Raw genomic sequence first — 20,941 nt, 5'->3', positions numbered from 1 at the left:
AAATATCGCAATAGGACATAACCACACTCTTTGCATTGTTTCCCCCTTCCGATCGGATACGCTTTTTTAGATATCGCTGGCGGCATGCGCCAGAACTCAACGGGGGAAGAAACGCGTGTTATGAATACGAATAACGAGGAGACCTTTTATCAGGCGATGCGCCGCAAAGGCGTAAGCAGACGCAGTTTTCTCAAATATTGTAGCCTCGCGGCTACATCGCTGGGGTTGGGAGCCGGAATGACGCCCAGAATTGCTTGGGCGCTAGAGAACAAACCCCGGATCCCGGTAGTCTGGATCCACGGGCTGGAATGCACCTGCTGCACCGAATCATTTATCCGCTCCTCTCACCCACTTGCCAAAGACGTCATCCTCTCCCTGATTTCCCTCGATTACGACGACACGCTGATGGCTGCCGCCGGAACGCAGGCCGAAGAGGTATTTGAAGACATTTTGCGCCAGTACCATGGCCGCTACATTCTGGCCGTCGAAGGCAACCCTCCGCTGGGCGAGCAAGGGATGTTTTGCATCAGCAGCGGGCGCCCTTTTATTGAAAAGCTAAAAAGAGCCGCAGCAGGTGCCAGCGCGATTATCGCCTGGGGAACCTGCGCCTCCTGGGGCTGCGTGCAGGCTGCCCGGCCTAACCCTACCCAGGCTACGCCGATCGATAAGGTGATCACCGATAAGCCGATCGTGAAAGTGCCCGGCTGCCCGCCGATTCCGGATGTCATGAGCGCCATCATTACCTACATGGTGACATTTGATCGTTTGCCTGAACTCGATCGTCTGGGTCGTCCGCTGATGTTCTATGGTCAGCGTATTCACGATAAATGCTACCGCCGCGCCCACTTTGACGCCGGGGAGTTCGTTGAGAGTTGGGACGATGACGCCGCCCGCAAAGGCTATTGCCTGTACAAAATGGGCTGCAAAGGGCCAACCACCTATAACGCCTGTTCCACCACTCGCTGGAATGGTGGCGTTTCCTTCCCCATCCAGTCCGGCCACGGTTGTCTGGGATGTTCGGAAAACGGCTTCTGGGATCGCGGTTCGTTCTACAGCCGCGTGGTTGATATTCCACAAATGGGGACGCATTCAACCGCCGATACCGTGGGCCTCACCGCGCTAGGCGTCGTGGCGGCCGGTGTCGGTGTTCACGCAGTCGCCAGCGCCGTCAATCAACACCACCGCCACAAACAGCAACTAGCCGACGCCGGACAACAGTCTCCAGACAATAAGGATAAACAGGCATGAGCAATTCGTATCAAACCCAGGGATATACGGTCAATAATGCCGGTCGCCGCCTGGTTGTCGACCCCATCACGCGCATTGAAGGCCATATGCGTTGTGAAGTGAACATTAATGAGCAGAACATCATCACCAACGCGGTTTCCTGCGGCACTATGTTCCGCGGGCTGGAGATCATTCTACAGGGGCGCGACCCGCGCGATGCCTGGGCATTTGTCGAACGAATTTGCGGAGTGTGCACCGGCGTACATGCGCTCGCCTCGGTCTATGCCATTGAGGACGCTATTGGCATAAAGGTGCCCGACAACGCCAACATCATTCGCAATATTATGCTGGCGACGCTGTGGTGCCACGACCATCTGGTGCACTTTTACCAGTTAGCCGGAATGGACTGGATTGACGTGCTGAATGCCCTAAAAGCAGATCCGCGCGCCACATCGCAGTTGGCACAAAGCCTTTCAGCCTGGCCGATGTCTTCTCCAGGCTACTTCTTTGACGTCCAAAATCGCCTGAAGAAATTTGTCGAAGGCGGTCAGCTGGGGATTTTCCGCAACGGTTACTGGGGACATCCGCAGTACAAGCTGTCGCCAGAGGCCAACCTGATGGGCTTTGCCCACTATCTGGAAGCGCTCGATTTTCAGCGCGAGATCATCAAAATCCATACGGTGTTTGGCGGTAAGAATCCGCATCCGAACTGGATTGTCGGCGGGATGCCGTGCGCTATCAATATCGATCAGAGCGGCGCGGTAGGCGCAGTCGATATGGAACGCCTTAACCTGGTGCAGTCGATCATTACCCGCACCGCTGATTTCATCAACAACGTCATGGTGCCTGACGCGCTGGCTATCGGCCAGTTCAATAAACCCTGGAGCCAGATTGGCACCGGGCTTTCTGATAAGTGCGTCTTAAGCTACGGCGCGTTCCCGGATATCGCCAATGACTTCAGCGCGAAGAGCCTGTTGATGCCTGGCGGCGCGGTGATTAACGGTGATTTTAACAACGTCATGCCGGTGGACCTGGACGATCAGCAGCAAATTCAGGAGTTTGTCGATCATGCCTGGTATCGTTATCCGGACGATCAATTAGGTCGTCATCCGTTCGAAGGGATTACTGAACCCTGGTATAACCCGGGCGATGTCAAAGGCAGTGATACCGATATCAAGCAGCTCAACGAACAGGAACGCTACTCGTGGATTAAAGCCCCGCGCTGGCGGGGACACGCTATGGAAGTTGGGCCGTTGGCGCGTACGCTGATTGCCTATCACAAAGGGGATGCCGCCACGATTGAATCCGTGGATCGCATGATGTCCGCCCTCAAGCTGCCGCTGTCGGGTATGCAATCAACGCTGGGACGTATTCTGTGTCGCGCGCACGAAGCGCAGTGGGCCGTGAGCAAGCTGCAATATTTCTTCGACAAGCTGATGACCAACCTGAAAAACGGCAATCTGGCTACCGCAAATACCGAAAAGTGGGAGCCTGAAAGTTGGCCGCAGCACTGTCGCGGGATCGGTTTTACCGAAGCGCCGCGCGGAGCATTAGGCCACTGGGCATCGATTCGCGACCAGAAGATCGACCTGTATCAATGCGTGGTGCCGACCACCTGGAATGCCAGCCCGCGCGATCCAAAGGGACAAATTGGCGCTTACGAGGCGGCGCTGATGGGCACCCAAATGGCGATACCGGATCAACCGTTGGAGATCCTGCGCACCTTGCACAGCTTCGACCCCTGCCTGGCATGTTCAACCCACGTACTCGGCGACGACGGCAGCGAACTTATCGCCGTCCAGGTTCGCTAAGCGTTAAGGAACGGAACGATGACTGGAAAAACATCCCCACGCGTCGGGGAGGCGCGTGATACCACCACCAGCCACTATGTGTTTGAAGCGCCAGTACGCTTGTGGCACTGGCTGACGGTGGGCTGCATGTTGGTGTTGATGGTGACCGGATACTTCATTGGCCGACCGCTGCCGTCGGTCAGCGGTGAGGCCACTTATCTGTTCTATATGGGCGACATTCGGCTGGTGCATTTCGCCGCCGCCATGGTGTTCACGGTGATACTGCTGATGCGCATTTACTGGGCCTTCGTCGGTAACCGTTATTCACGCGAACTGTTTATCGTGCCGGTCTGGCGGCGCAGCTGGTGGCAGGGTGCGTATTCTGTGGTGCGTTGGTATCTGTTTCTGGAAAAAAAACCGGGAGATGATATCGGTCATAACCCCATCGCACAGGCGGCGATGTGCGGTTATTTCCTGCTTTCCGTTTTTATGATCCTCACCGGTTTTGCCTTATACAGCGAACATAGCCAGTACGCCATTTTTACCCCTTTCCGCTATGTGACAGAGTTTTTCTACTGGACCGGCGGGAACTCTCTCGATATCCACAGCTGGCATCGGTTAGGGATGTGGTTCATCGCCGCCTTCATCGTAGGCCATGTGTATATGGCGATTCGTGAGGACATCATGTCTGACGAAACCGTCATCTCAACCATGATTAACGGCTTTCGTAGCCATAAGTTTCCCAAGGGTCAGCACGATAAGGAGGCGTCATGAGCGAACCTAACGTCATCGTGATGGGCTTAGGCAACCTGCTGTGGGCAGATGAAGGGTTTGGTATTCGCCTCGCTGAGCGCCTGTACGCCCATTATCACTGGCCAGAATCGGTAGAGATTGTTGACGGCGGCACGCAGGGACTGAATCTGCTGGGCTACGTTGAGCAGGCCAGCCATTTGCTGCTGCTTGACGCCATCGACTACGGGCTTGAGCCGGGAACCCTGCAAACTTACGCCGGAGACAAAGTCCCGAGTTACCTCAGCGCTAAAAAAATGAGTCTGCATCAGAACAGCTTCTCTGAAGTGCTGGCTCTGGCGGATATTCGCGGCCATCTCCCCGCGCACATCGCTCTGGTGGGACTACAGCCGGTACAGCTGGACGACTATGGCGGCAGCCTGACCGACATCGCGCACGCTCAGCTCCCGGCGGCAGAACAGGCCGCGCTTACGCAACTGGCCGCGTGGGGCATTGCGCCACAGACAAGCGATGAAACGCGTTGCCTGAACTATGACTGCCTGTCGATGGAAAACTATGAAGGCGTGCGTATTCGCCAGTATCGCGTAACGCTGGAGAGATAATTAACATGTTGAATGACCAACCGTTTTCTGCGCTATGGCAGCGAATGCTGGCTAAGGGCTGGCAACCGCTGAGCGCATCTGAACTGGATGACTGGATAACCCGCGTGCGTAATGGCGTGGTCCTGCTCAGTAGCGATCCTCGCCGTACACCGGAAGTCAGCGATAACCCGGTCATGATTGCCGAGTTGCTCCGCGAGTTTCCCCAGTTTGACTGGCACATCGCCATGGCGGATCTTGAACACAGCGAGGCGATCGGCGATCGCTTCGGCGTGTTCCGTTTTCCGGCTACCCTGGTGTTTACCCAAGGTGAGCTGCGCGGCATTCTCAGCGGTATCCACCCGTGGGCCGACTTGCTCAACCTGATGCGTCCCCTAGTTGAAGAACGTATACCGCCGGAGTCTGCATGATGAGCGATTCCTTTTTTCATCTGCTGGGGCCAGGAACGCAGCCAGGTGATGACTGCTTCAGCATGAATCCCTTGCCCCTCACCTGCCAGGTCAACAGCGACCCCAGCATGGCAACACTGGAAAACTGTCCGCACAGCCTGGCGGTGATGGCATTGTTAGCCGATGTGCGCCACCAGCTCACCCAGAGAATTCCCGCCAAACAGGATGTGCTGGGATGGGATTTATCCGCGCTCAATGCAGACGATCTCACCTTTCTGAATACGCTACTCGGCGAAGGCGAAGTTTCCGTGCGCATTCAGCATGCTGACGGCAGGGCGAGCGAGATTCAGGAGTCGATTTTCTGCGGTATCTGGCGGGTGCGTTGTCAGGATGACAAGGGGCAATGGCAGGAACATCTGGAAGTAGGCAGCGCACCACGGGCACTGTGGCAGGCGGCAACAATCAATACGCTGCCGGACGATAGCCTGCTGCCTCCGCCTATAGATGGGTTGATGAATGGCCTGACGCTGGCCCAGGAATTGCTGGCGCACGTGCGCGATCCGGCAGCGCAACCCCATAGCATTAACCTCACCCAACTGCCGATTAGCGACGCGGATCGCCTGTTCCTCGCCCGCCTGTGCGGCGAAGGGCACATTCAAATCCGCACCATCGGCTACGGCGAGAGCCAAATCGACGCCACGGCGTTGCGCCATGTCTGGCATGTGCGCTGTCTGGATACCCTGAAAGGGCTTCTGCTTGAGAGTTATGAGATCTGTCCGTTGCCGGAACTGGTGTTGGCCGCACCGGAAGATCTGCTCGACTCGCTCGAGCGCCTGGATGAAGTCTGCGGCTGGCTGGCATCCGGCCCGCCTGCCTGATCCCCCTCTTTAGATCTGCGTACTTTTCTACTGCGGATCTGACGTTTTCTTCCTTACCTATTCACTCTCTAATGCCTGATGGAGTTCGCATGTGGGACGTCATTGACCTATCGCGCTGGCAGTTTGCGCTGACCGCGCTGTACCATTTTCTGTTTGTTCCCCTGACGCTGGGGCTGATTTTTTTGCTAGCCATCATGGAAACCCTGTTCGTGGTGACCGGCAAAACAGTCTACCGCGACATGACGCGTTTCTGGGGAAAGCTATTCGGTATTAACTTTGCGCTCGGCGTGGCAACCGGCCTGACCATGGAGTTTCAGTTCGGTACTAACTGGTCGCTTTATTCCAACTATGTGGGTGATATTTTCGGTGCCCCGCTGGCGATGGAAGCCTTGATGGCCTTCTTTCTTGAATCCACCTTCGTGGGGCTGTTCTTCTTTGGCTGGCAGCGCTTAAACAAGTATCAGCATTTACTGGTGACCTGGCTGGTTGCGTTTGGCTCTAACATTTCGGCCCTGTGGATCCTCAACGCCAACGGCTGGATGCAATATCCAACTGGCGCTCACTTTAATATTGATACCCTGCGCATGGAGATGACCAGCTTTAGCGAGCTGGTCTTTAACCCCGTCAGCCAGGTGAAATTTGTGCATACCGTGATGTCTGGTTATGTCACCGGCGCCATGTTTGTGATGTCCATCAGCGCCTGGTATTTGCTGCGTGGTCGCAATCGCGAGTTCGCCCGGCGCTCCTTCGCGGTGGGTTCCGTCTTTGGCACGCTGGCTATCCTCGGCACGCTACAACTGGGTGATAGCTCAGCCTATGAGGTCGCCCAGCTCCAGCCGGTAAAACTGGCGGCAATGGAGGGCGAATGGCAAACCCAACCGGCCCCCGCGCCCTTTCATGTCATCGCCTGGCCGCAGCAGGAGCAAGAGCGTAACGCCTTTGCCGTGAAAATACCGGCCCTGCTGGGTATTCTGGCGACCCACTCTTTGGATACGCCGGTTCCGGGGCTGAAAAACCTGATGGCGGACGCGCTCCCACGCCTGCAGCGGGGCCGTGAGGCATGGTTACTGATGCAGGAAATTGCCAAAGGTAACCGCACGCCTCAGGTACTGAACGCTTTTCACGCTGTGGAGAAAGATCTGGGTTACGGCATCCTGCTGGCGAACTACACGCCTGACATGAACCACGTTACGCCAGCGCAATATCAGGCCGCGCAACGCGGCGCCATTCCGCAAGTGGCCCCCGTGTTCTGGAGCTTTCGCATCATGATTGCTTGCGGTTCGCTGCTGCTACTGGTGATGGCGATTGCGTTGATCCAGACCTTACGCTGGCGTATCGACCGGCATCGCTGGGTACTGCGCATGACGCTGTGGAGCCTGCCGCTCCCGTGGATTGCCATCGAAGCTGGCTGGTTTATGACGGAGTTTGGCCGCCAGCCGTGGGCGATTCAGGATATTTTGCCGACATGGTACGCCCACTCCGCGCTGAGCGCAGGCCAGTTGGCCTTCTCGATGGGGCTTATCCTCACGCTTTACACCCTGTTTTTAATTGCTGAGGTCTACCTGATGCAGAAATACGCGCGCCTTGGTCCAGATGCAATGCATAACCAGCAACCAGCGCAACAACAGGGATAAAGGAGACAATCATGTTGGATTATGAAACGTTGCGGCTCATTTGGTGGCTGCTGATTGGCATCATTCTGGTGGCCTTTATGGTCACTGACGGGTTTGATATGGGGGTCGGCTGCCTGTTACCGCTGATCGCGCGAAACGATGATGAGCGTCGGGTGTTGATTAATAGCGTCGGGGCGCACTGGGAAGGTAACCAGGTGTGGCTCATTCTGGCGGGCGGTGCATTATTCGCGGCCTGGCCACGGGTCTATGCCGCCGCATTTTCGGGGTTTTATGTAGCGATGATCCTGGTGCTGTGTGCCCTTTTCTTTCGCCCGTTGGCCTTTGATTATCGCGGCAAAATAGCCAATGCACGCTGGCGTGCTATGTGGGACACCGGGTTGGTTATCGGGAGCCTGGTCCCTCCTGTTATCTTCGGCGTCGCGTTCGGTAACCTGTTCCTGGGCGTGCCTTTTATCTTCACACCACAGCTTCATGTGCAATACCTGGGCACTTTCTGGCAGTTACTCTCACCCTTTGCGCTACTGTGCGGCGCATTAAGCCTGATGCTGGTTATTCTGCAAGGGGGCGTGTGGCTCCAGTTGAAGACCGACGGCATTCTTCACCAACGCGCGCTCTCTGCTACCCGTCGTAGCGCAATGCTGGTCGTGCTCTGCTTTCTGTTAGCCGGTTACTGGCTATGGACGGGGATCGACGGCTATGTGCTACTTAGCCAGGATCCGAATGGTCCTTCCAACCCGCTATTAAAAATGGTAACGACCTCACCGGGCGCGTGGATGGCGCACTTTTATCAGTCACCACTGCTGTTAATTATTCCGCTGCTTGGCATGATGTTCCCGATGCTCGCGATCTATGCCTGCGGGCAACGTCGGGCCGTATGGGGATTTTTGTGCGCTTCACTGACCCAGGCCTGCGTGATCTTCACCGCCGGAATCACCCTGTTTCCGTTTGTGATGCCTTCAAGCGCGTATCCGCTCTCCAGTCTGACGGTGTGGGACAGCACTTCCAGCCAGATGACGCTCAGTATCATGCTGGTTATTGTGCTGATTTTTCTACCGATCGTTCTGCTTTATACCGTGTGGAGTTATTACAAAATGCTGGGACGAATCAATGTAGAAACGATCCGCCGCCACAATCACGAACTTTACTAGGGAGGACCGTACGATGTGGTATCTGTTTTGGTTTGTCGGCATTCTGCTGATGTGCGCACTCTCCACGCTGGCGCTGGTCTGGCTGGAGTCGCGGCAGAAATAATACTGCGCGTGCGCTACGCTTTCTGGCTCCCCGGTTTATTCGGGGAGCTTTTTTATCCCCTTTCCATCAGTTCGCCAAGGCGCCGAATCTGCCGTCCCTGGCTATCGAAATTACCCTCATCGAGCCACAGATCGTAGGCAGGTCGAAGTGTCGGGTACTCGCCGTCGATGATTGAGTACCATGCGGTATCACGATTTCGTCCACGGGTAACAATAGCCTGCCGAAATATACCTTCAAAACTGAAGCCAAAGCGCTCTGCCGCCCTACGGGAAGGCGCATTGAAGGCATCACATTTCCATTCAAAGCGGCGATAGCCCAGATCCTCAAAAACGTACTTTAAAAGCAATGAGATGACTTCCGTTGAAATTCGCGTGCGTTTCATGCGTACGGAGTAAGAAACATGCCCTACCTCAATCACACCATTTGCGGGATCAATCCGCATAAGAGCAAACGTCCCAACAGGTTTCATACTGGTTAAATCGATCACGGCAAAATGCATCGGATCTGTCTGTTCTTCCATGTTTTTTAAATAAACCAGGAAGGCATCAAAAGTTTCAAAAGGCCCGACCGCCAGATATGTCCAGTCGCGACAATCGCTTGCTTCGCAGTACGCTTCATACAACTCTTTTGCATGGCGTTCGGTGTTAATGCGTTCAAGCTTACAATAGCGACCTGTAATTTGCTGAGCCTGTGGAAAGGGTGCGCCTTTCCAGTCAGACAAAGTCATACCTACGGGTTGTTGGAATTGATTAAAGACGCCCGGCATATCTGTACCTCTTACAAAACAGAACTAAACCAGCGCAGGGTATGATCAAACTGAGCGGCCCAAAAGAACCACAATGCGTGTTTTTAACGGATCCACACTATTTAATTGTACAAAAAACAAACTCTATATTTTTGCCCGTAGCGAAAGAAACGTATTTACTGCATTAATGCTAAGAGCTGAATAAATTATAATTTAAATAACCTGAGCCAAACGGCGAATCCCATCAACAATTGCCTCTACCGGATGATTTGCAAAACCAATCAAAATCCCCTGTCGTGAGACATCGCTCTGGTAATAACGACTTAGTGATAATATTCCCATCCCTAGTAATCTGGCTTGCTCCTCAACTTCATTTCCGGTTAATCCGTTTTGTAGCCAGCACACAATATGGACGCCAGAGTCAGAAGGTTGCACAATCATTTTATCAGCCAGGTATTCTTGAATAGCATTGACCAGCGCAGTTCTTCTTTCATAGCATGCCTTACGAATTCGGCGCACATGACTGGCATAGTGACCATCCTCAATAAAATTCGCCATCACAGCCTGTTCAAGATAACTGGTGCCAAGATCGGAAAAATATTTCGTCACCATAATCTGTTCTTGTAAACCCGGCGGGACAACTAAAAAACCTAAACGGAATTCCGGGTACATCATTTTAGAAAATGTTCCGGCGTAGATTACGCGTTGATTCTGATCTAATCCTTGCAGAGCTTGTAAAGAACGGTCGGCATAACGGAACTCGCTATTATAGTCATCTTCAAATATCCATGCCTGATTCGACTTCGCCCATTCCAGCAACTCAAAACGTCGGGATAAACTCAACGTTCCACTTAATGGATATTGATCCGACGGGACGACATAGGCCAGCTTAGCGTCAGGAAAATGATCAATACCATAGCGGACGTTCATTCCCTCGCTATCTACCGGTACCGGCCTCACCATCGCGCCAACTGACATGAAGGCTCCGCGAGCGCCTTTGTAACCCGGGTCGTCCAGCCAAACATCACTTCCTGCCGACAGCAATGCTCGTGCAGTAATGTTCAATGCCTGTTGAATACCATTTACGATGATTATCTGTTCTTCGTTACAGTTCACTCCACGCGTTGTTTTAATGTAGCGGCAAACCGCTTTTCTCAAAGGAAAGTACCCGCAAGGATGAGTGTGAGCGCCCAGTTGATGCCGGGATTGTCTCCAGACACGTTGCAGTAGCTTTCCCCATAACGCATGCGGGAAGAGATCCGTACACCCGACACCAACCGCAAATAGGCGGTTCATGCCGCGCCCTTCATACTCATTTGACCACAAATCGCGAACAGGATTATTTCGGCTGTGAACCTGTTCATCAGGCGAGACGACGTCCCCCGACGCCATCTTTGGATAGCTATTGCTGATACTCCGATCCGGAATATTATGTGAGACATATGTTCCAGACCCTTTACGGGTCAGGATATACCCTTCATCTAAAAGCCTGTCATAACCGGCGATCGCTGAGTTTCGTGAAATTGACATCATCTCGGACAATGCCCTGGTTGATGGCATTTTTGTTCCTGGCGGCAATCGCCCTTCGAGGATGTGATCGCGGAGGATGTGGTAAACCTGCTCCTTAACCGCGCCTTTTCCTAAAACAAATCCTTGAAATAAAGGCGCATTGTTTTTCTTCATTGTATTAACCTTTATACTAAAAGTGGATCCTATCAATATATCGAAAGTGTCTCTTTACGAGAAATTATAAAGTTCTTAGTATCATCATACTAACACATTACTCGTATAAAATATCAGGATATATATGACTAACATGAATACCGTTACTATTGAAAGTGCAGAACAAAAAGACTACGCCAGCTGGCTTCCTTTATGGATAAACTATCAAACATTTTATCGCACTAAAATTTCAGATGAAGTAACAAAATTAACGTGGGAGCGTTTCCTTACCCCGAACGAACCTGTTTATTGTGCTGTTGCAAAATATGATGGAAAAATAGTGGGGCTGGTGCATTATCTCTTTCACCGTTCAACATGGGCAGAATCCAACTATTGCTATCTCGAAGATTTATTTGTTAGCGAAGAGGTACGTGGTCAACATATCGGTAAACAGCTTATCGAATATGTCCAACAACAAGCCAAAAAACACCACGCGTCAAGATTATACTGGCATACGCATGAAACCAATCTCCGTGGACAACGTCTGTATGACTGGGTGGCCCAAAAGAGCGGGATGATCGAATATCGTATGTAAGGATAATAATACTCAGGATAGTATTTAATTATTCAGTACTAAAAATAAGCCTCTGAGTAGATATACTCAGAGGATGTCTCGGTGACAAATCCCCCCAACCTGAATAAGATAAGGAAAAGACCCAGCGATAAGCAAATTCTTAAGAATCAAAAAGGTAAAGAGCCAGCATGGCAACGATAAAGGATGTTGCAGAGTTAGCGGGAGTGTCCACCGCAACAGTTTCACGTGTTATTAATCAAACCGCATGGGTTGAACCCGTGACGCGTGAGCGTGTTGAAAAAGCCATGCGCGAACTGAACTATCATCGCAATGCCGCCGCTATTGCATTAGCGAAACGCAGCGGTGACATGCTCGGGTTATTGACCGGCAACCTTGCCGATCCCTTTTTTGCCAGGCTTGCCCGAGGCGTGGAAGAAGTATCACGCCAGCAGCAATTTCGGCTGATGGTATGCAGCGGTGGCCACGATGAAGGAATGGAAAAATCAGGACTCGATTTCCTGATAAACCAGGGCTGTGAAGCTATTGTGGTCCATGCCAGTAGGCTTTCTGAAAAGGAACTGTTGCGATATGCCGCTCATTTTCCTGCCATGGTGGTCGTGAACCGCTATATTGCCGGGATGGCCAATCGCTGCGTGTGGCTGGAAAATAGTCAGGCAGCTAAAACAGCCACGCTACATCTCCTGGAACAGGGGCACCGTTGTATTGCCTGCGTGACAAGTGATTTACCGATTATCGATCGCCGTGAGCGGCTGGAAGGCTATCGCCAGGCGCTGGCCGAATATGGCATTACGCCAGATAAAAACTGGGTGATTAGCGTGCCCTTTAATGAAGAAGGTGGCGAACGCGCTGCACACCAGCTGCTTAATTGCGGCATTCCTTTCACCGCAGCAGTGACGTTTAATGATGTAATGGCCGCCGGGATTATGCGCATCCTCCATCAGCAGGGAATTACACTTCCGCAGCAGCTTTCGATCGTTGGATTTGATGATGTGGTGATGGCCCGCTATCTCTACCCCGCACTCACAACAATGCATTATCCCGTTGAGCGCATGGCTCGCTGCGCTTCGCAGCTGGCGATACAGCTTTTTAAGGGCGCAACTCAGCGTCCCAGCGTGAATAGTTTCACTGCGGATTTAGTGATCCGCGATTCTGTTCTTCCCCCCTCTCTCTGAAATCAATGCGTAAATCGTCAAGCCCCTGAATTGTGATCGACTTCAAGTTTAACGTCTTCATGTAATCGCTTACATGAGGGCCAATGAGCGATCACAGTCAGGCAAAAGGGTGTTCTCTACTCTTGAGCGACCTTACAGACTGGAGATTCATGAATGAATGCCTCTCAAAATCAGAAAAAAACACTCTCATTTGGACTGGCAGTGATCCCTATTTTAGCCATGCTACTGCTGCTAATTATTGGCTACGGCATCATGGGGCTACGTATTGAGCCCTTGTTGCTATGTTCTGCTGCAGTCGCCGCGGGCATGGCCTGGTGGCAAGGGTATTGCTGGGAAGACATCATTAATTCGGTGGTTGATAAACTCGCCAAAGCAATGCCGGTTATCATGATTCTTATCTGTGTTGGCGGCCTGATTGGTACATGGATGTTCAGCGGCACCATCCCTTACATGGTGTACTGGGGACTTAAACTCATCAGCCCCGAATACATTCTCATCGCCGCCTTCTTTTTGACCAGCGTCGTATCGGTGTGGACCGGAACCTCCTGGGGTTCCGCCGGAACGGTTGGCGTAGCATTGATGGGCGTTGCCGCCGGACTGGATGTTTCGATGGCAGCAGCGGCAGGTGCCGTTGTTTCTGGCGCTTACTTCGGTGACAAGATATCGCCGCTGTCAGACTCCACCAACTTTGCGGCCATTGTTGCAGATACCACCCTTTTCGAGCACATCCAGCACTTATTATGGACCACCATTCCCAGCTTTCTGCTTGCCGCCGTGGTTTATCTTATTGCCGGCCACAGCAATATGCTCGGCGAGGTCGCCACGCCGCAACGGGTTACCGATATTGTCAACGCTCTGGAGTCGCTGTACCACTTCAATATCATTCTGATTTTGCCGCCGGTTATTGTGTTGTGAGGTGCAATTCGTAAAAAACCGGTCATTCCTTTAATGCTGAGTGCATGCGTATTAGCCCTGATTCTGGGCGTTGTCATGCAAGGACTCAGCATCAAGCAGGGACTGGATGCCTTTATAGATGGATTCAACATTACTATGTTCCCGCAAGGGAGTGAGGGCATTATTGCTGATGTTCCGCGCCTGCTGAACCGCGGCGGAATGTTCTCAATGATGAGCACTATCCTTCTGGTATTTTGCGCATTCTCTTTTGCCGGAGCCTTAACGTTAACCGGCGCGCTCAACATTATCATTAACCGCTTACTGACGGTCATTCACAGTGTCGGTCAGTTAATTGCGGCAACCATTGGTACCACCCTTCTGGTGACCGGAGCGACAAGCGACGGCAAGCTGGCTCTTCTGGTTCCAGCTGAACTGTTTAAAGACGCATATCGTCGTATGGGACTGGATACCAAAAATCTGTCCCGCACCATTGAAGACGCTGGCACCGTCATTGAGCCGTTGTTGCCGTGGACCGCTGCCGGAGTTTATATGGCCACGACATTAGGAGTGAGCACGCTGGATTTATTGCCATGGGCGATTCAGTGCTATGCCGCAATCTTCTTCGCCTTGATTTACGGTTTCACGGGAATCGGTATTGCGAAGGCGCCATCAGTGGCCGAAACAGAAAAAAATATTACGGCAACAGAATAGGGAGAGCATGTAATGGATTTTAATAAGATTATCGATCGTCACGATACCGCCTCGTTGAAATGGGACTTTATGGCGCGATATTTCGGCGAGGATACACATCAACTGTTGCCAATGTGGGTGTCTGATTTTGACTTTACTTGCCCGCCCGCTGTTCAGGAGGCTTTAACTCACCGCGTCGGGCACGGTATTTTTGGTTACAGCGAACGACCACAAAGCTACTTTGATTCATTAATTTCATGGTTCTCAACCCGGCATCAGCTGGAAATCAAGCAAGAGTGGATCTGCAGTATTGAAGGTGTTGTTCCGGGATTATCGCTACTCGTACAAATGCTAAGTCAACCCGGTGAAGGCGTGGTCGTTCAGGGGCCTTATTATGGCTCATTCGCTAAAATTATCTCTCTGAACGGCAGACAGCTGCTGGAAAATCCGTTGTATGAGGACCCGGCTACCGGTTATCAAATGGATTTTGCTCACCTGGAAATGTTATTCCGGACTGAACGTCCGCCGTTGATGATTTTATGTAATCCGCATAATCCAACCGGTCGTTGTTGGACTGCACAGGAGCTGGAACAGCTACTTACGCTATGCGAGACCTATGATGTGACGTTGCTGTCTGATGAGATATGGGCAGATTTATTGCTTCCTGGAGAACAATTTACTTCAGTTCTGCATCTGGGAGAACGCTGGCATTCGCGTGTAATTTCAGCTACTTCAGCCAGTAAAACGTTTGGTTTGTCGACATTGCGTATTGCTAATTTTCTGATACCGGCACCGGCATTGCGTGAACACTTTTTACGCCGTCTGGATGCGCATGGACTGGATGTATTCAATGCGCTATCCGTCGAGGCGAGTACGGCTGCGTGGCAACATGGTGCACCATGGTTAGACGATTTACTTGGCTATCTGGCTGAAAATCGACGCTGGTTTATTCAACAAATTGATGAATATCTCCCATGGGCTCGGGTTGTTCCTTCCCAGGCAACGTATCTACTGTGGATAGATTGCAAAGCGCTTGGACTGGATGATGAGCAGCTCAAATGGGTAATGCTTGATGTTGCCGGTATTGCGCCTTCAATGGGAAATGGCTTTGGTCCTGCTGGAAAAGGTTTTATCCGCCTGAACATGGGATGTCCACGCGCCTACCTCGAAAAAGCGGTAGAGGGGTTGAAGCGTATTGCATTTACATCCTGCTGAATCTGCTCAGTAAACGAATCGGTCCTGGCACAGGGCCGCTCGATATTATCAGCCATTTCGACGAGGCCTGATTAACGGCCTCTGAACTACCAACCAAGAATGGCGATACGGAGAACGTGGTGCAGGTTACCCGAAAAATAAGATGTGCGCTGAAAACCGCAGTAAACGGGCTTTTAGTTGATTTCGGTAGACTTGGGAAGAGTTTGAAATGGTGCCGATAATAGGAGTCGAACCTACGACCTTCGCATTACGAATGCGCTGCTCTACCAACTGAGCTATATCGGCCCTGATAAGGACATGCCCACGAATGTGAACACGGGGTAGAAGGTTAAAACTAACCGGGCGATGCGTCAATGGCCTTGCGAATCAAACGCCTATTTTTGCATCATCCGGATTCAATTACGCACGAATCGTGTCGTCACAGGTGTCCTGGTACGCGGCAAGGGAATTCTATAACCAGCGGCGAACACGCTGCTCATAGCGTATCCATTCCGGCCCGAAATGTTTTCGCAGTTGTTCCTCTTCAAAATCAATATGTAATCTGGCAACCACCAGTATAAACAGCGGTGCAGCCAATATTCCAATCAGGCTACCAACGTAGAGAGAAAAAGCTAACTGGAGTCCACTCATTCCAAGATAGATTGGATTGCGGCTCCAGGCATAACATCCGCCAGTAACAAGCGTGGTCGATTTCTCTGCATGCAGTGGGTTTAGCGTCGTACGTTTCTTCCGCATCTGCCACGCGGTATGCAGTATCATCGCCAGACTGACGCTAGCCAACAATGCACTTATTACGATAGTCACCGCGCCAAATGTGAAACGCGGGATCGCCGTCAACGCATCCGCGATGAGGAATAATAACAGGATGAGTGGTGGTGGAAGCCAGACTCTTAATTTTGTCAGGAAATGACGCATGGCTACGGGCAAACCTCAGTACCTGTTTGATTAACGCTGATATCACTATAAATACACCGTTTAAGATACATAAACAAACGGTGCACACCTCACTATAGGACTTTTTACTTAACCAGGCAGACAGGCAGCGATGCAAAGACGCCCATACCAGAGGCGTCTGCCCCTGGTGTTCAGGAAAAAATCATGCTACAGGCCATGTCAGCTCAGAGCACATACTCGTTTAAAGGTTTACCCTTCAAATGTAAAAACCGTGTCAAAAATGAATTACGTAGATAAAGGTGAATCCGACGCTGATTCAAACAAATCTACAGACTGCTGGTAATACCGGATAAAATCATTAAATGTCACTGGCGGTAGAAACTGATACCCCTGCAGATAGTCAACATTATTTTTTCCCAGCCATTGTTGCTGATAGTCATTTTCAACGCCCTCAGCCACCGTACGTAACCCCAGAAGTCCTGAAAGGTGAGTAATTGACTCGAGCATAGGGATATATTGATCAACCTCTTTAATTTCCTTAATGAAGCTTTTATCAATTTTGATTACATCCAGGTCTAACTCATTGAGATAGCAGAGATTAGCGTATCCAGTACCAAAATCATCCAAAGCGAACAAAACACCTTTATTTCGTAACGAACGAATAAGCTCTTTGATTGCAGGAGTGATCGTGAACGTCTGGTTCTCTGTTATCTCTATCATCAATTTTATCGGCAGACCTTGCGTTATCTCCATAAAATTAAGGCATTCCCAATAGAATACGGGATTATTTAAACCTGACGGACTGACATTAAAAGAAACGAACAGAGTTTTATTAATGCTTGCGCCTCCAGAGACCAGATTGCGCGCAACAGCGGTCATTAAATAGCTAGTTAACTCATTGATTAAGCCACTTTTTTCAGCCAATGGAATAAACTCTCGCTGAGAAATAGCATAGTTATGTCCCTGTGGCCAACGAGCCAATACCTCAACACCACAAACGTCGCCCCTGATATTCACGATGGGCTGAAAATAAGGAATGATCTCCTCATTCCTTATTGCCATACTCAGTCTACTAGTATCCGAAACATCATATGCGTCAGTGTAAACTGCATCCCCATTCACATTATTATTGATTATAGAGCTTTCATTTAATAAATTATTTCGGGTTAAAAAGATAACAGTTTCATTAAAATTAGAAAAGCCGAGGCGAGCAGTAATTTTATCCCGATATCGATACACTGACTTAATTGTTAGCGAATTAGCAATACAGAAATCATGCAGTTTTTCTTTTGTGAATGATGAATACAGCATTTCTTCTTCAAATTCAGTCAAGTTAAAAGTAAACATCGGTGAGTCTTTATTGACTTCCACAACTTTGTTAGGTGCCAATAAACTCTCTTTTAATTGAGCGATCAACTGCTCCGACAATTCCCCCCCGTTGATAAAGGAATAGTCTTCATATCCCCGATTAACAGGCAGGGTTTCGCACATCCGCAGAACAATACAGTGTATGTTGATGAACTGTGTACTGTTTCTCTGAAGCCATTTTTTGACCAATAATAATGGCAACCGGTTATCGATCACCAGCAAGCAGGACGGATATTGCGACATAACTGACTGCGTGCCAGAAATAAATGTCCGTGCATCGATCAATACCAGATTTGGTAACCATGCTTTTATTCCTGAAAAAAGGAAAGTATCATAACTGAGCAGAAAAATTTTTTTCGTATTCATAGTTATCACCAACTTAAATTTATGGCATAGCAGGTCCCTCGCTCTATTCACGAGAGAATATACAACACCTTCGACCTCCAATAATCATAAGGCGATTCGTGATATAACTTTATCCATAAGCCATATCACGTAAATTCAGAATTTATAATCACAGTTATCCATATGAGTATTCTCATCACACCGTAAGTTCCATTTAAAAATTGAAAAAGAAAAATCTCCATTTCTTAATCAGTACAAATCCCTTTACTCACTTTCACTTCATTACAAAACAAAAAACTATAAATACAAAATTTACAAAACATATAACTACAGTGACCAACAGAATAACATACTACCGTAGTTTATGCTGACCGGCAAACTAAGAGAGGATGTCGTAGATCTTGTATTCATAAACATTTCCGGCAATATGCACGACATATTGTTTCATCGACTCTAAATTTATTGCTACATTTTCTATAGCGAGTGACAGTATAGGTTCAATATATAATCAGGGCATATTGGTTCAGACCCAACACCCTTAATGATTAAGCTTTAAGCAACCCTGACCCACGGGTAGGTATTTCTGCAACGCTACGATAAATTTCCGGTTTTTTGTTTTCAACTCACTACTATGCCAGGTCTCCCCCGGTAACACATAACGCATGGTGGCTTCATCATCAGTTGAGTGACACCCCTGGTGTACGATAATTTTGAAAAAAGTATTCCCTGTGTTTTTCAACGTCCCGTTTATCTCATCAATTGTGTAGGCCAGGTTCATTTTCCTCGGACGAACGACCAATATGGTATCCATAGCGATCACCGGGAGAGCCTGTCCGCCTTTCCCTTGATTACGCTCGGTAAACAGCGTTATCGGCATTTCACGAAACAGTATTCGGTAATAGCGTTCTTTATCATCCTGCGGCCCACGGTAGAAAATCTTAAAAAACTCACTCGCCTGCGGAGCCAGTGAAAAATTCAGCGGAGTAAACAGAAGTTCGCCTTCAGCAATAGCACTTCTGTTTTCACCTCCGGGTCCCGGCTTATCAATTTTTACTGCGCCAATACTGTATAAATTCTGTTTCTGGCTATCGTTATAGATTCGTTTACTGATAAATGATTTATCCGATGGCATCTCATAAATGGTCGACTCCAGGTAGACTGCCTGTGCGGAGAACACCGCCAGCCCGGAAAGCAAGGCCAATATCCATCTTAGCGCCAAACGACAGTGGCTCATGGCGTCACTCCCACCCAATTCGCCGTCACTTTTATCTCTCCGCTGGCACTGACAACACCTTCCCAATCCGCACCGGAAACGGTCAACATCGAACGCGAATCATTCATTGGGAAAAGCAATTTTAAATCAGTCGCAAAGTAGCTTCCATCATCTGTATTATTTGCGTCCCAGGGCGTCTGTTGCCATTGCGCATCTCTCATGCTGATCGCCGCTTCACTACAGCTATTTCGTTTCTGTACCACGCCACCCGACTGACTGTTGTATTGCAGAAAGGCGGGAATTGGGACAGATAACCCACCTTGCGTAGAAGTGAACAGGCAATAAGGCACATTGTTTATCGTCGTACTTTCCCCAATAACTTGTGCGGTAATGCTATCAGCCTGACGAGGCCCCGAGACCGTCACGGTGTAATCCATCTCAATCGGAGCGGTCTCGCCAATTGTGCCGCTGCCGCTTGCCGAGGTGCTGTTATCCGATGAGATAATACTGATCCCATATTCCTTTGGCACAATATTGAGCTGTAGCGAAGGAGTAAACTGGTAATACCCCGACTCTGGCGTCACGCTATTTGTAAAAGCAAATGTAAATGGTTGGCTGTTGGTGATACTGACGCCACGATCCACCATATTTTTCAGGAATGTTTTCGACAGAAAAACATAGACATACTCACCACTATTACTAAAAATATTATAATAAACCGACGTCGAGCTAAAGTTAGTCCAGGTTTGACCATCACCAGAATATTTTATTGTGGCAGCCGCAGGCGTAAAACCGAGCAAACCGCTATCCGCGTACATACGAATACGTAGTGAAGCCGTCAGATTGCTGGTTTGATTTAAATTATATGAAATCATCTTACAGATAACACCATCTTCACGACTGACCACACCCAGCTCACAATAACCACTGTCTTTAGTGATGCTCGGGGTGCCATCACTGGCAACCCATAACTCCTGAAATGCATTGGTAGAAACCAAAGATAAATGACCTATTTTATTTAATGTATAAGGTCTGATATACCAATTACCGCTGCTCTGGTCTTTACAACGTTGCCCAGCCGCATAATCATAGTCAATCGTGGTTCGACAAAAATTAAGGTTATATGTCTCTGCGCTTCCGACCGACATATTGCGAAAGTATTCATACGCCGAGTCTGTCAGCGATGCAAAACCATAATATCCACCGGCGATCCCGGATCCGGTTGCTTTAGTGTGATAAAAACCAAATTGATCGGTTAGCTCGGCAGCAATATAGCCAGATGCAGGGCAATTAGCACCAGTGGTGCAACGAATACCCCGGAATGGTTCACTGATTGGTGAATTATCAATCCACATATCCTTATAATATGAGGTATTGGCCACCCAGCCAACGATACCTATGTATCCCAGGCTATCCTGATCGTTTCCATATTTTACCCAGGTGTTCGACCCGCTAATGCGGGGATCAAGAGAGGAAGGTGTAATAAAGTATTCGTTATCAACATTGTTTTCTATAAACAGATAATTGTTATTGACTGCTGCCTGAGTGGATGCCGAGAGCGCCCAGGCAGATGGGGATAACACGGCAAAGGCACACCCAAAAATAAGAGATAGAGATTTATTCATTATTA

The 20,941-nt window shown here is 49.9% G+C and carries 18 protein-coding genes, 1 tRNA gene and 1 pseudogene; 13 read left to right on the top strand and 7 right to left on the bottom strand.

The window, feature by feature from the left end; genetic code table 11:
- Positions 1–120: 120 nt before the first annotated feature.
- From hyaA to cbdX, 9 genes are all read left to right on the top strand, one after another.
- Positions 121–1,248 (top strand): hydrogenase 1 small subunit, encoded by a 1,128-nt coding sequence (hyaA, locus tag OGY10_RS06995; protein WP_234103582.1) that lies wholly within the window; start codon positions 121–123, stop codon positions 1,246–1,248.
- Positions 1,245–3,038, top strand: a complete 1,794-nt coding sequence (hyaB, locus tag OGY10_RS06990; RefSeq protein WP_032942453.1) for a Ni/Fe-hydrogenase large subunit — start codon at positions 1,245–1,247, stop codon at positions 3,036–3,038. The genes hyaA and hyaB overlap by 4 nt, the downstream gene beginning before the upstream one ends.
- An 18-nt stretch (positions 3,039–3,056) precedes the next feature.
- Positions 3,057–3,791, top strand: coding sequence for a Ni/Fe-hydrogenase b-type cytochrome subunit (gene hyaC, locus OGY10_RS06985; protein ID WP_100271449.1), 735 nt, complete (start codon positions 3,057–3,059; stop codon positions 3,789–3,791).
- Positions 3,788–4,369, top strand: a complete 582-nt coding sequence (gene hyaD / locus OGY10_RS06980) for a hydrogenase 1 maturation protease (protein WP_286576543.1) — start codon at positions 3,788–3,790, stop codon at positions 4,367–4,369. The genes hyaC and hyaD overlap by 4 nt, the downstream gene beginning before the upstream one ends.
- A 5-nt stretch (positions 4,370–4,374) precedes the next feature.
- Positions 4,375–4,776: a hydrogenase-1 operon protein HyaE gene (gene hyaE, locus OGY10_RS06975; protein ID WP_048236031.1), complete on the top strand. Its 402-nt coding sequence runs from the start codon at positions 4,375–4,377 to the stop codon at positions 4,774–4,776.
- Complete coding sequence (locus OGY10_RS06970; RefSeq protein WP_286576683.1) at positions 4,776–5,633, top strand: hydrogenase expression/formation protein; 858 nt, start codon at positions 4,776–4,778, stop codon at positions 5,631–5,633. The genes hyaE and OGY10_RS06970 overlap by 1 nt, the downstream gene beginning before the upstream one ends.
- 89 nt (positions 5,634–5,722) lie before the next feature.
- A complete protein-coding gene (gene appC, locus OGY10_RS06965; protein ID WP_286576541.1) occupies positions 5,723–7,267 on the top strand; it encodes a cytochrome bd-II oxidase subunit 1 in 1,545 nt (514 codons plus the stop codon).
- An 11-nt stretch (positions 7,268–7,278) separates the two neighbouring features.
- A complete protein-coding gene (gene appB / locus OGY10_RS06960) occupies positions 7,279–8,415 on the top strand; it encodes a cytochrome d ubiquinol oxidase subunit II (RefSeq protein ID WP_057068765.1) in 1,137 nt (378 codons plus the stop codon).
- Positions 8,416–8,428: 13 nt separating this feature from the next.
- A complete protein-coding gene (gene cbdX, locus OGY10_RS06955; RefSeq protein WP_003830863.1) occupies positions 8,429–8,518 on the top strand; it encodes a cytochrome bd-II oxidase subunit CbdX in 90 nt (29 codons plus the stop codon).
- 52 nt (positions 8,519–8,570) lie between these two features.
- Here the strand turns inward: cbdX and OGY10_RS06950 are convergent, their stop codons facing one another.
- Both OGY10_RS06950 and pdxR read right to left on the bottom strand, forming a co-directional pair.
- A complete protein-coding gene (locus OGY10_RS06950) occupies positions 8,571–9,284 on the bottom strand; it encodes a GNAT family N-acetyltransferase (RefSeq protein WP_032942443.1) in 714 nt (237 codons plus the stop codon).
- A 192-nt stretch (positions 9,285–9,476) separates the two neighbouring features.
- Complete coding sequence (pdxR, locus tag OGY10_RS06945) at positions 9,477–10,946, bottom strand: MocR-like pyridoxine biosynthesis transcription factor PdxR (protein WP_284884282.1); 1,470 nt, start codon at positions 10,944–10,946, stop codon at positions 9,477–9,479.
- Positions 10,947–11,070: 124 nt separating this feature from the next.
- Between pdxR and OGY10_RS06940 the strand changes: the two genes are divergently transcribed.
- The 4 genes and pseudogenes from OGY10_RS06940 to OGY10_RS06925 all read left to right on the top strand — a co-directional run bounded on the left by OGY10_RS06940 (position 11,071) and on the right by OGY10_RS06925 (position 15,491).
- Positions 11,071–11,520: a GNAT family N-acetyltransferase gene (locus tag OGY10_RS06940; protein WP_191226371.1), complete on the top strand. Its 450-nt coding sequence runs from the start codon at positions 11,071–11,073 to the stop codon at positions 11,518–11,520.
- 167 nt (positions 11,521–11,687) lie between these two features.
- Positions 11,688–12,692, top strand: a complete 1,005-nt coding sequence (locus OGY10_RS06935) for a LacI family DNA-binding transcriptional regulator (RefSeq protein ID WP_008783828.1) — start codon at positions 11,688–11,690, stop codon at positions 12,690–12,692.
- A 153-nt stretch (positions 12,693–12,845) separates the two neighbouring features.
- Positions 12,846–14,297: pseudogene (nhaC, locus tag OGY10_RS06930) on the top strand (Na+/H+ antiporter NhaC).
- Between the two features lie 12 nt (positions 14,298–14,309).
- Positions 14,310–15,491, top strand: coding sequence for a MalY/PatB family protein (locus OGY10_RS06925; RefSeq protein WP_137377047.1), 1,182 nt, complete (start codon positions 14,310–14,312; stop codon positions 15,489–15,491).
- Positions 15,492–15,700: 209 nt separating this feature from the next.
- Here OGY10_RS06925 and OGY10_RS06920 read toward each other — a convergent pair.
- The 5 genes from OGY10_RS06920 to OGY10_RS06900 all read right to left on the bottom strand — a co-directional run bounded on the left by OGY10_RS06920 (position 15,701) and on the right by OGY10_RS06900 (position 20,936).
- A tRNA-Thr gene (locus OGY10_RS06920) sits at positions 15,701–15,776 on the bottom strand.
- A 165-nt stretch (positions 15,777–15,941) separates the two neighbouring features.
- A complete protein-coding gene (locus OGY10_RS06915; protein WP_191226392.1) occupies positions 15,942–16,406 on the bottom strand; it encodes a methyltransferase family protein in 465 nt (154 codons plus the stop codon).
- Between the two features lie 264 nt (positions 16,407–16,670).
- Positions 16,671–18,119 (bottom strand): EAL domain-containing protein, encoded by a 1,449-nt coding sequence (locus OGY10_RS06910; RefSeq protein ID WP_149607815.1) that lies wholly within the window; start codon positions 18,117–18,119, stop codon positions 16,671–16,673.
- 517 nt (positions 18,120–18,636) lie between these two features.
- Complete coding sequence (locus tag OGY10_RS06905) at positions 18,637–19,332, bottom strand: fimbrial biogenesis chaperone (RefSeq protein WP_286576532.1); 696 nt, start codon at positions 19,330–19,332, stop codon at positions 18,637–18,639.
- Positions 19,329–20,936 (bottom strand): fimbrial adhesin EcpD family protein, encoded by a 1,608-nt coding sequence (locus OGY10_RS06900; RefSeq protein WP_032942432.1) that lies wholly within the window; start codon positions 20,934–20,936, stop codon positions 19,329–19,331. The genes OGY10_RS06905 and OGY10_RS06900 overlap by 4 nt, the downstream gene beginning before the upstream one ends.
- Positions 20,937–20,941 lie beyond the last annotated feature (5 nt).

This window comes from Citrobacter sp. Cpo148, assembly GCF_030332375.1.
GTDB lineage: Bacteria > Pseudomonadota > Gammaproteobacteria > Enterobacterales > Enterobacteriaceae > Citrobacter > Citrobacter portucalensis.
The sequence above is the reverse complement of the archived record's forward strand: the minus strand, read 5'-3'. Positions and strand labels throughout refer to the sequence as shown.

What these genes read in the sequence shown, in the direction of transcription:
- appB (WP_057068765.1), top strand. Translation starts at nt 7,279, where the DNA reads ATGTTGGATTATGAAACGTTGCGGCTCATTTGGTGGCTGCTGATTGGC.
- hyaA (WP_234103582.1), top strand. Translation starts at nt 121, where the DNA reads ATGAATACGAATAACGAGGAGACCTTTTATCAGGCGATGCGCCGCAAA.
- cbdX (WP_003830863.1), top strand. Translation starts at nt 8,429, where the DNA reads ATGTGGTATCTGTTTTGGTTTGTCGGCATTCTGCTGATGTGCGCACTC.
- OGY10_RS06900 (WP_032942432.1), bottom strand. Translation starts at nt 20,936, where the DNA reads ATGAATAAATCTCTATCTCTTATTTTTGGGTGTGCCTTTGCCGTGTTA.
- OGY10_RS06950 (WP_032942443.1), bottom strand. Translation starts at nt 9,284, where the DNA reads ATGCCGGGCGTCTTTAATCAATTCCAACAACCCGTAGGTATGACTTTG.
- OGY10_RS06925 (WP_137377047.1), top strand. Translation starts at nt 14,310, where the DNA reads ATGGATTTTAATAAGATTATCGATCGTCACGATACCGCCTCGTTGAAA.
- pdxR (WP_284884282.1), bottom strand. Translation starts at nt 10,946, where the DNA reads ATGAAGAAAAACAATGCGCCTTTATTTCAAGGATTTGTTTTAGGAAAA.
- OGY10_RS06940 (WP_191226371.1), top strand. Translation starts at nt 11,071, where the DNA reads ATGACTAACATGAATACCGTTACTATTGAAAGTGCAGAACAAAAAGAC.
- hyaE (WP_048236031.1), top strand. Translation starts at nt 4,375, where the DNA reads ATGTTGAATGACCAACCGTTTTCTGCGCTATGGCAGCGAATGCTGGCT.
- OGY10_RS06910 (WP_149607815.1), bottom strand. Translation starts at nt 18,119, where the DNA reads ATGAATACGAAAAAAATTTTTCTGCTCAGTTATGATACTTTCCTTTTT.
- appC (WP_286576541.1), top strand. Translation starts at nt 5,723, where the DNA reads ATGTGGGACGTCATTGACCTATCGCGCTGGCAGTTTGCGCTGACCGCG.
- OGY10_RS06935 (WP_008783828.1), top strand. Translation starts at nt 11,688, where the DNA reads ATGGCAACGATAAAGGATGTTGCAGAGTTAGCGGGAGTGTCCACCGCA.
- hyaB (WP_032942453.1), top strand. Translation starts at nt 1,245, where the DNA reads ATGAGCAATTCGTATCAAACCCAGGGATATACGGTCAATAATGCCGGT.
- hyaC (WP_100271449.1), top strand. Translation starts at nt 3,057, where the DNA reads ATGACTGGAAAAACATCCCCACGCGTCGGGGAGGCGCGTGATACCACC.
- OGY10_RS06970 (WP_286576683.1), top strand. Translation starts at nt 4,776, where the DNA reads ATGAGCGATTCCTTTTTTCATCTGCTGGGGCCAGGAACGCAGCCAGGT.
- OGY10_RS06915 (WP_191226392.1), bottom strand. Translation starts at nt 16,406, where the DNA reads ATGCGTCATTTCCTGACAAAATTAAGAGTCTGGCTTCCACCACCACTC.
- hyaD (WP_286576543.1), top strand. Translation starts at nt 3,788, where the DNA reads ATGAGCGAACCTAACGTCATCGTGATGGGCTTAGGCAACCTGCTGTGG.
- OGY10_RS06905 (WP_286576532.1), bottom strand. Translation starts at nt 19,332, where the DNA reads ATGAGCCACTGTCGTTTGGCGCTAAGATGGATATTGGCCTTGCTTTCC.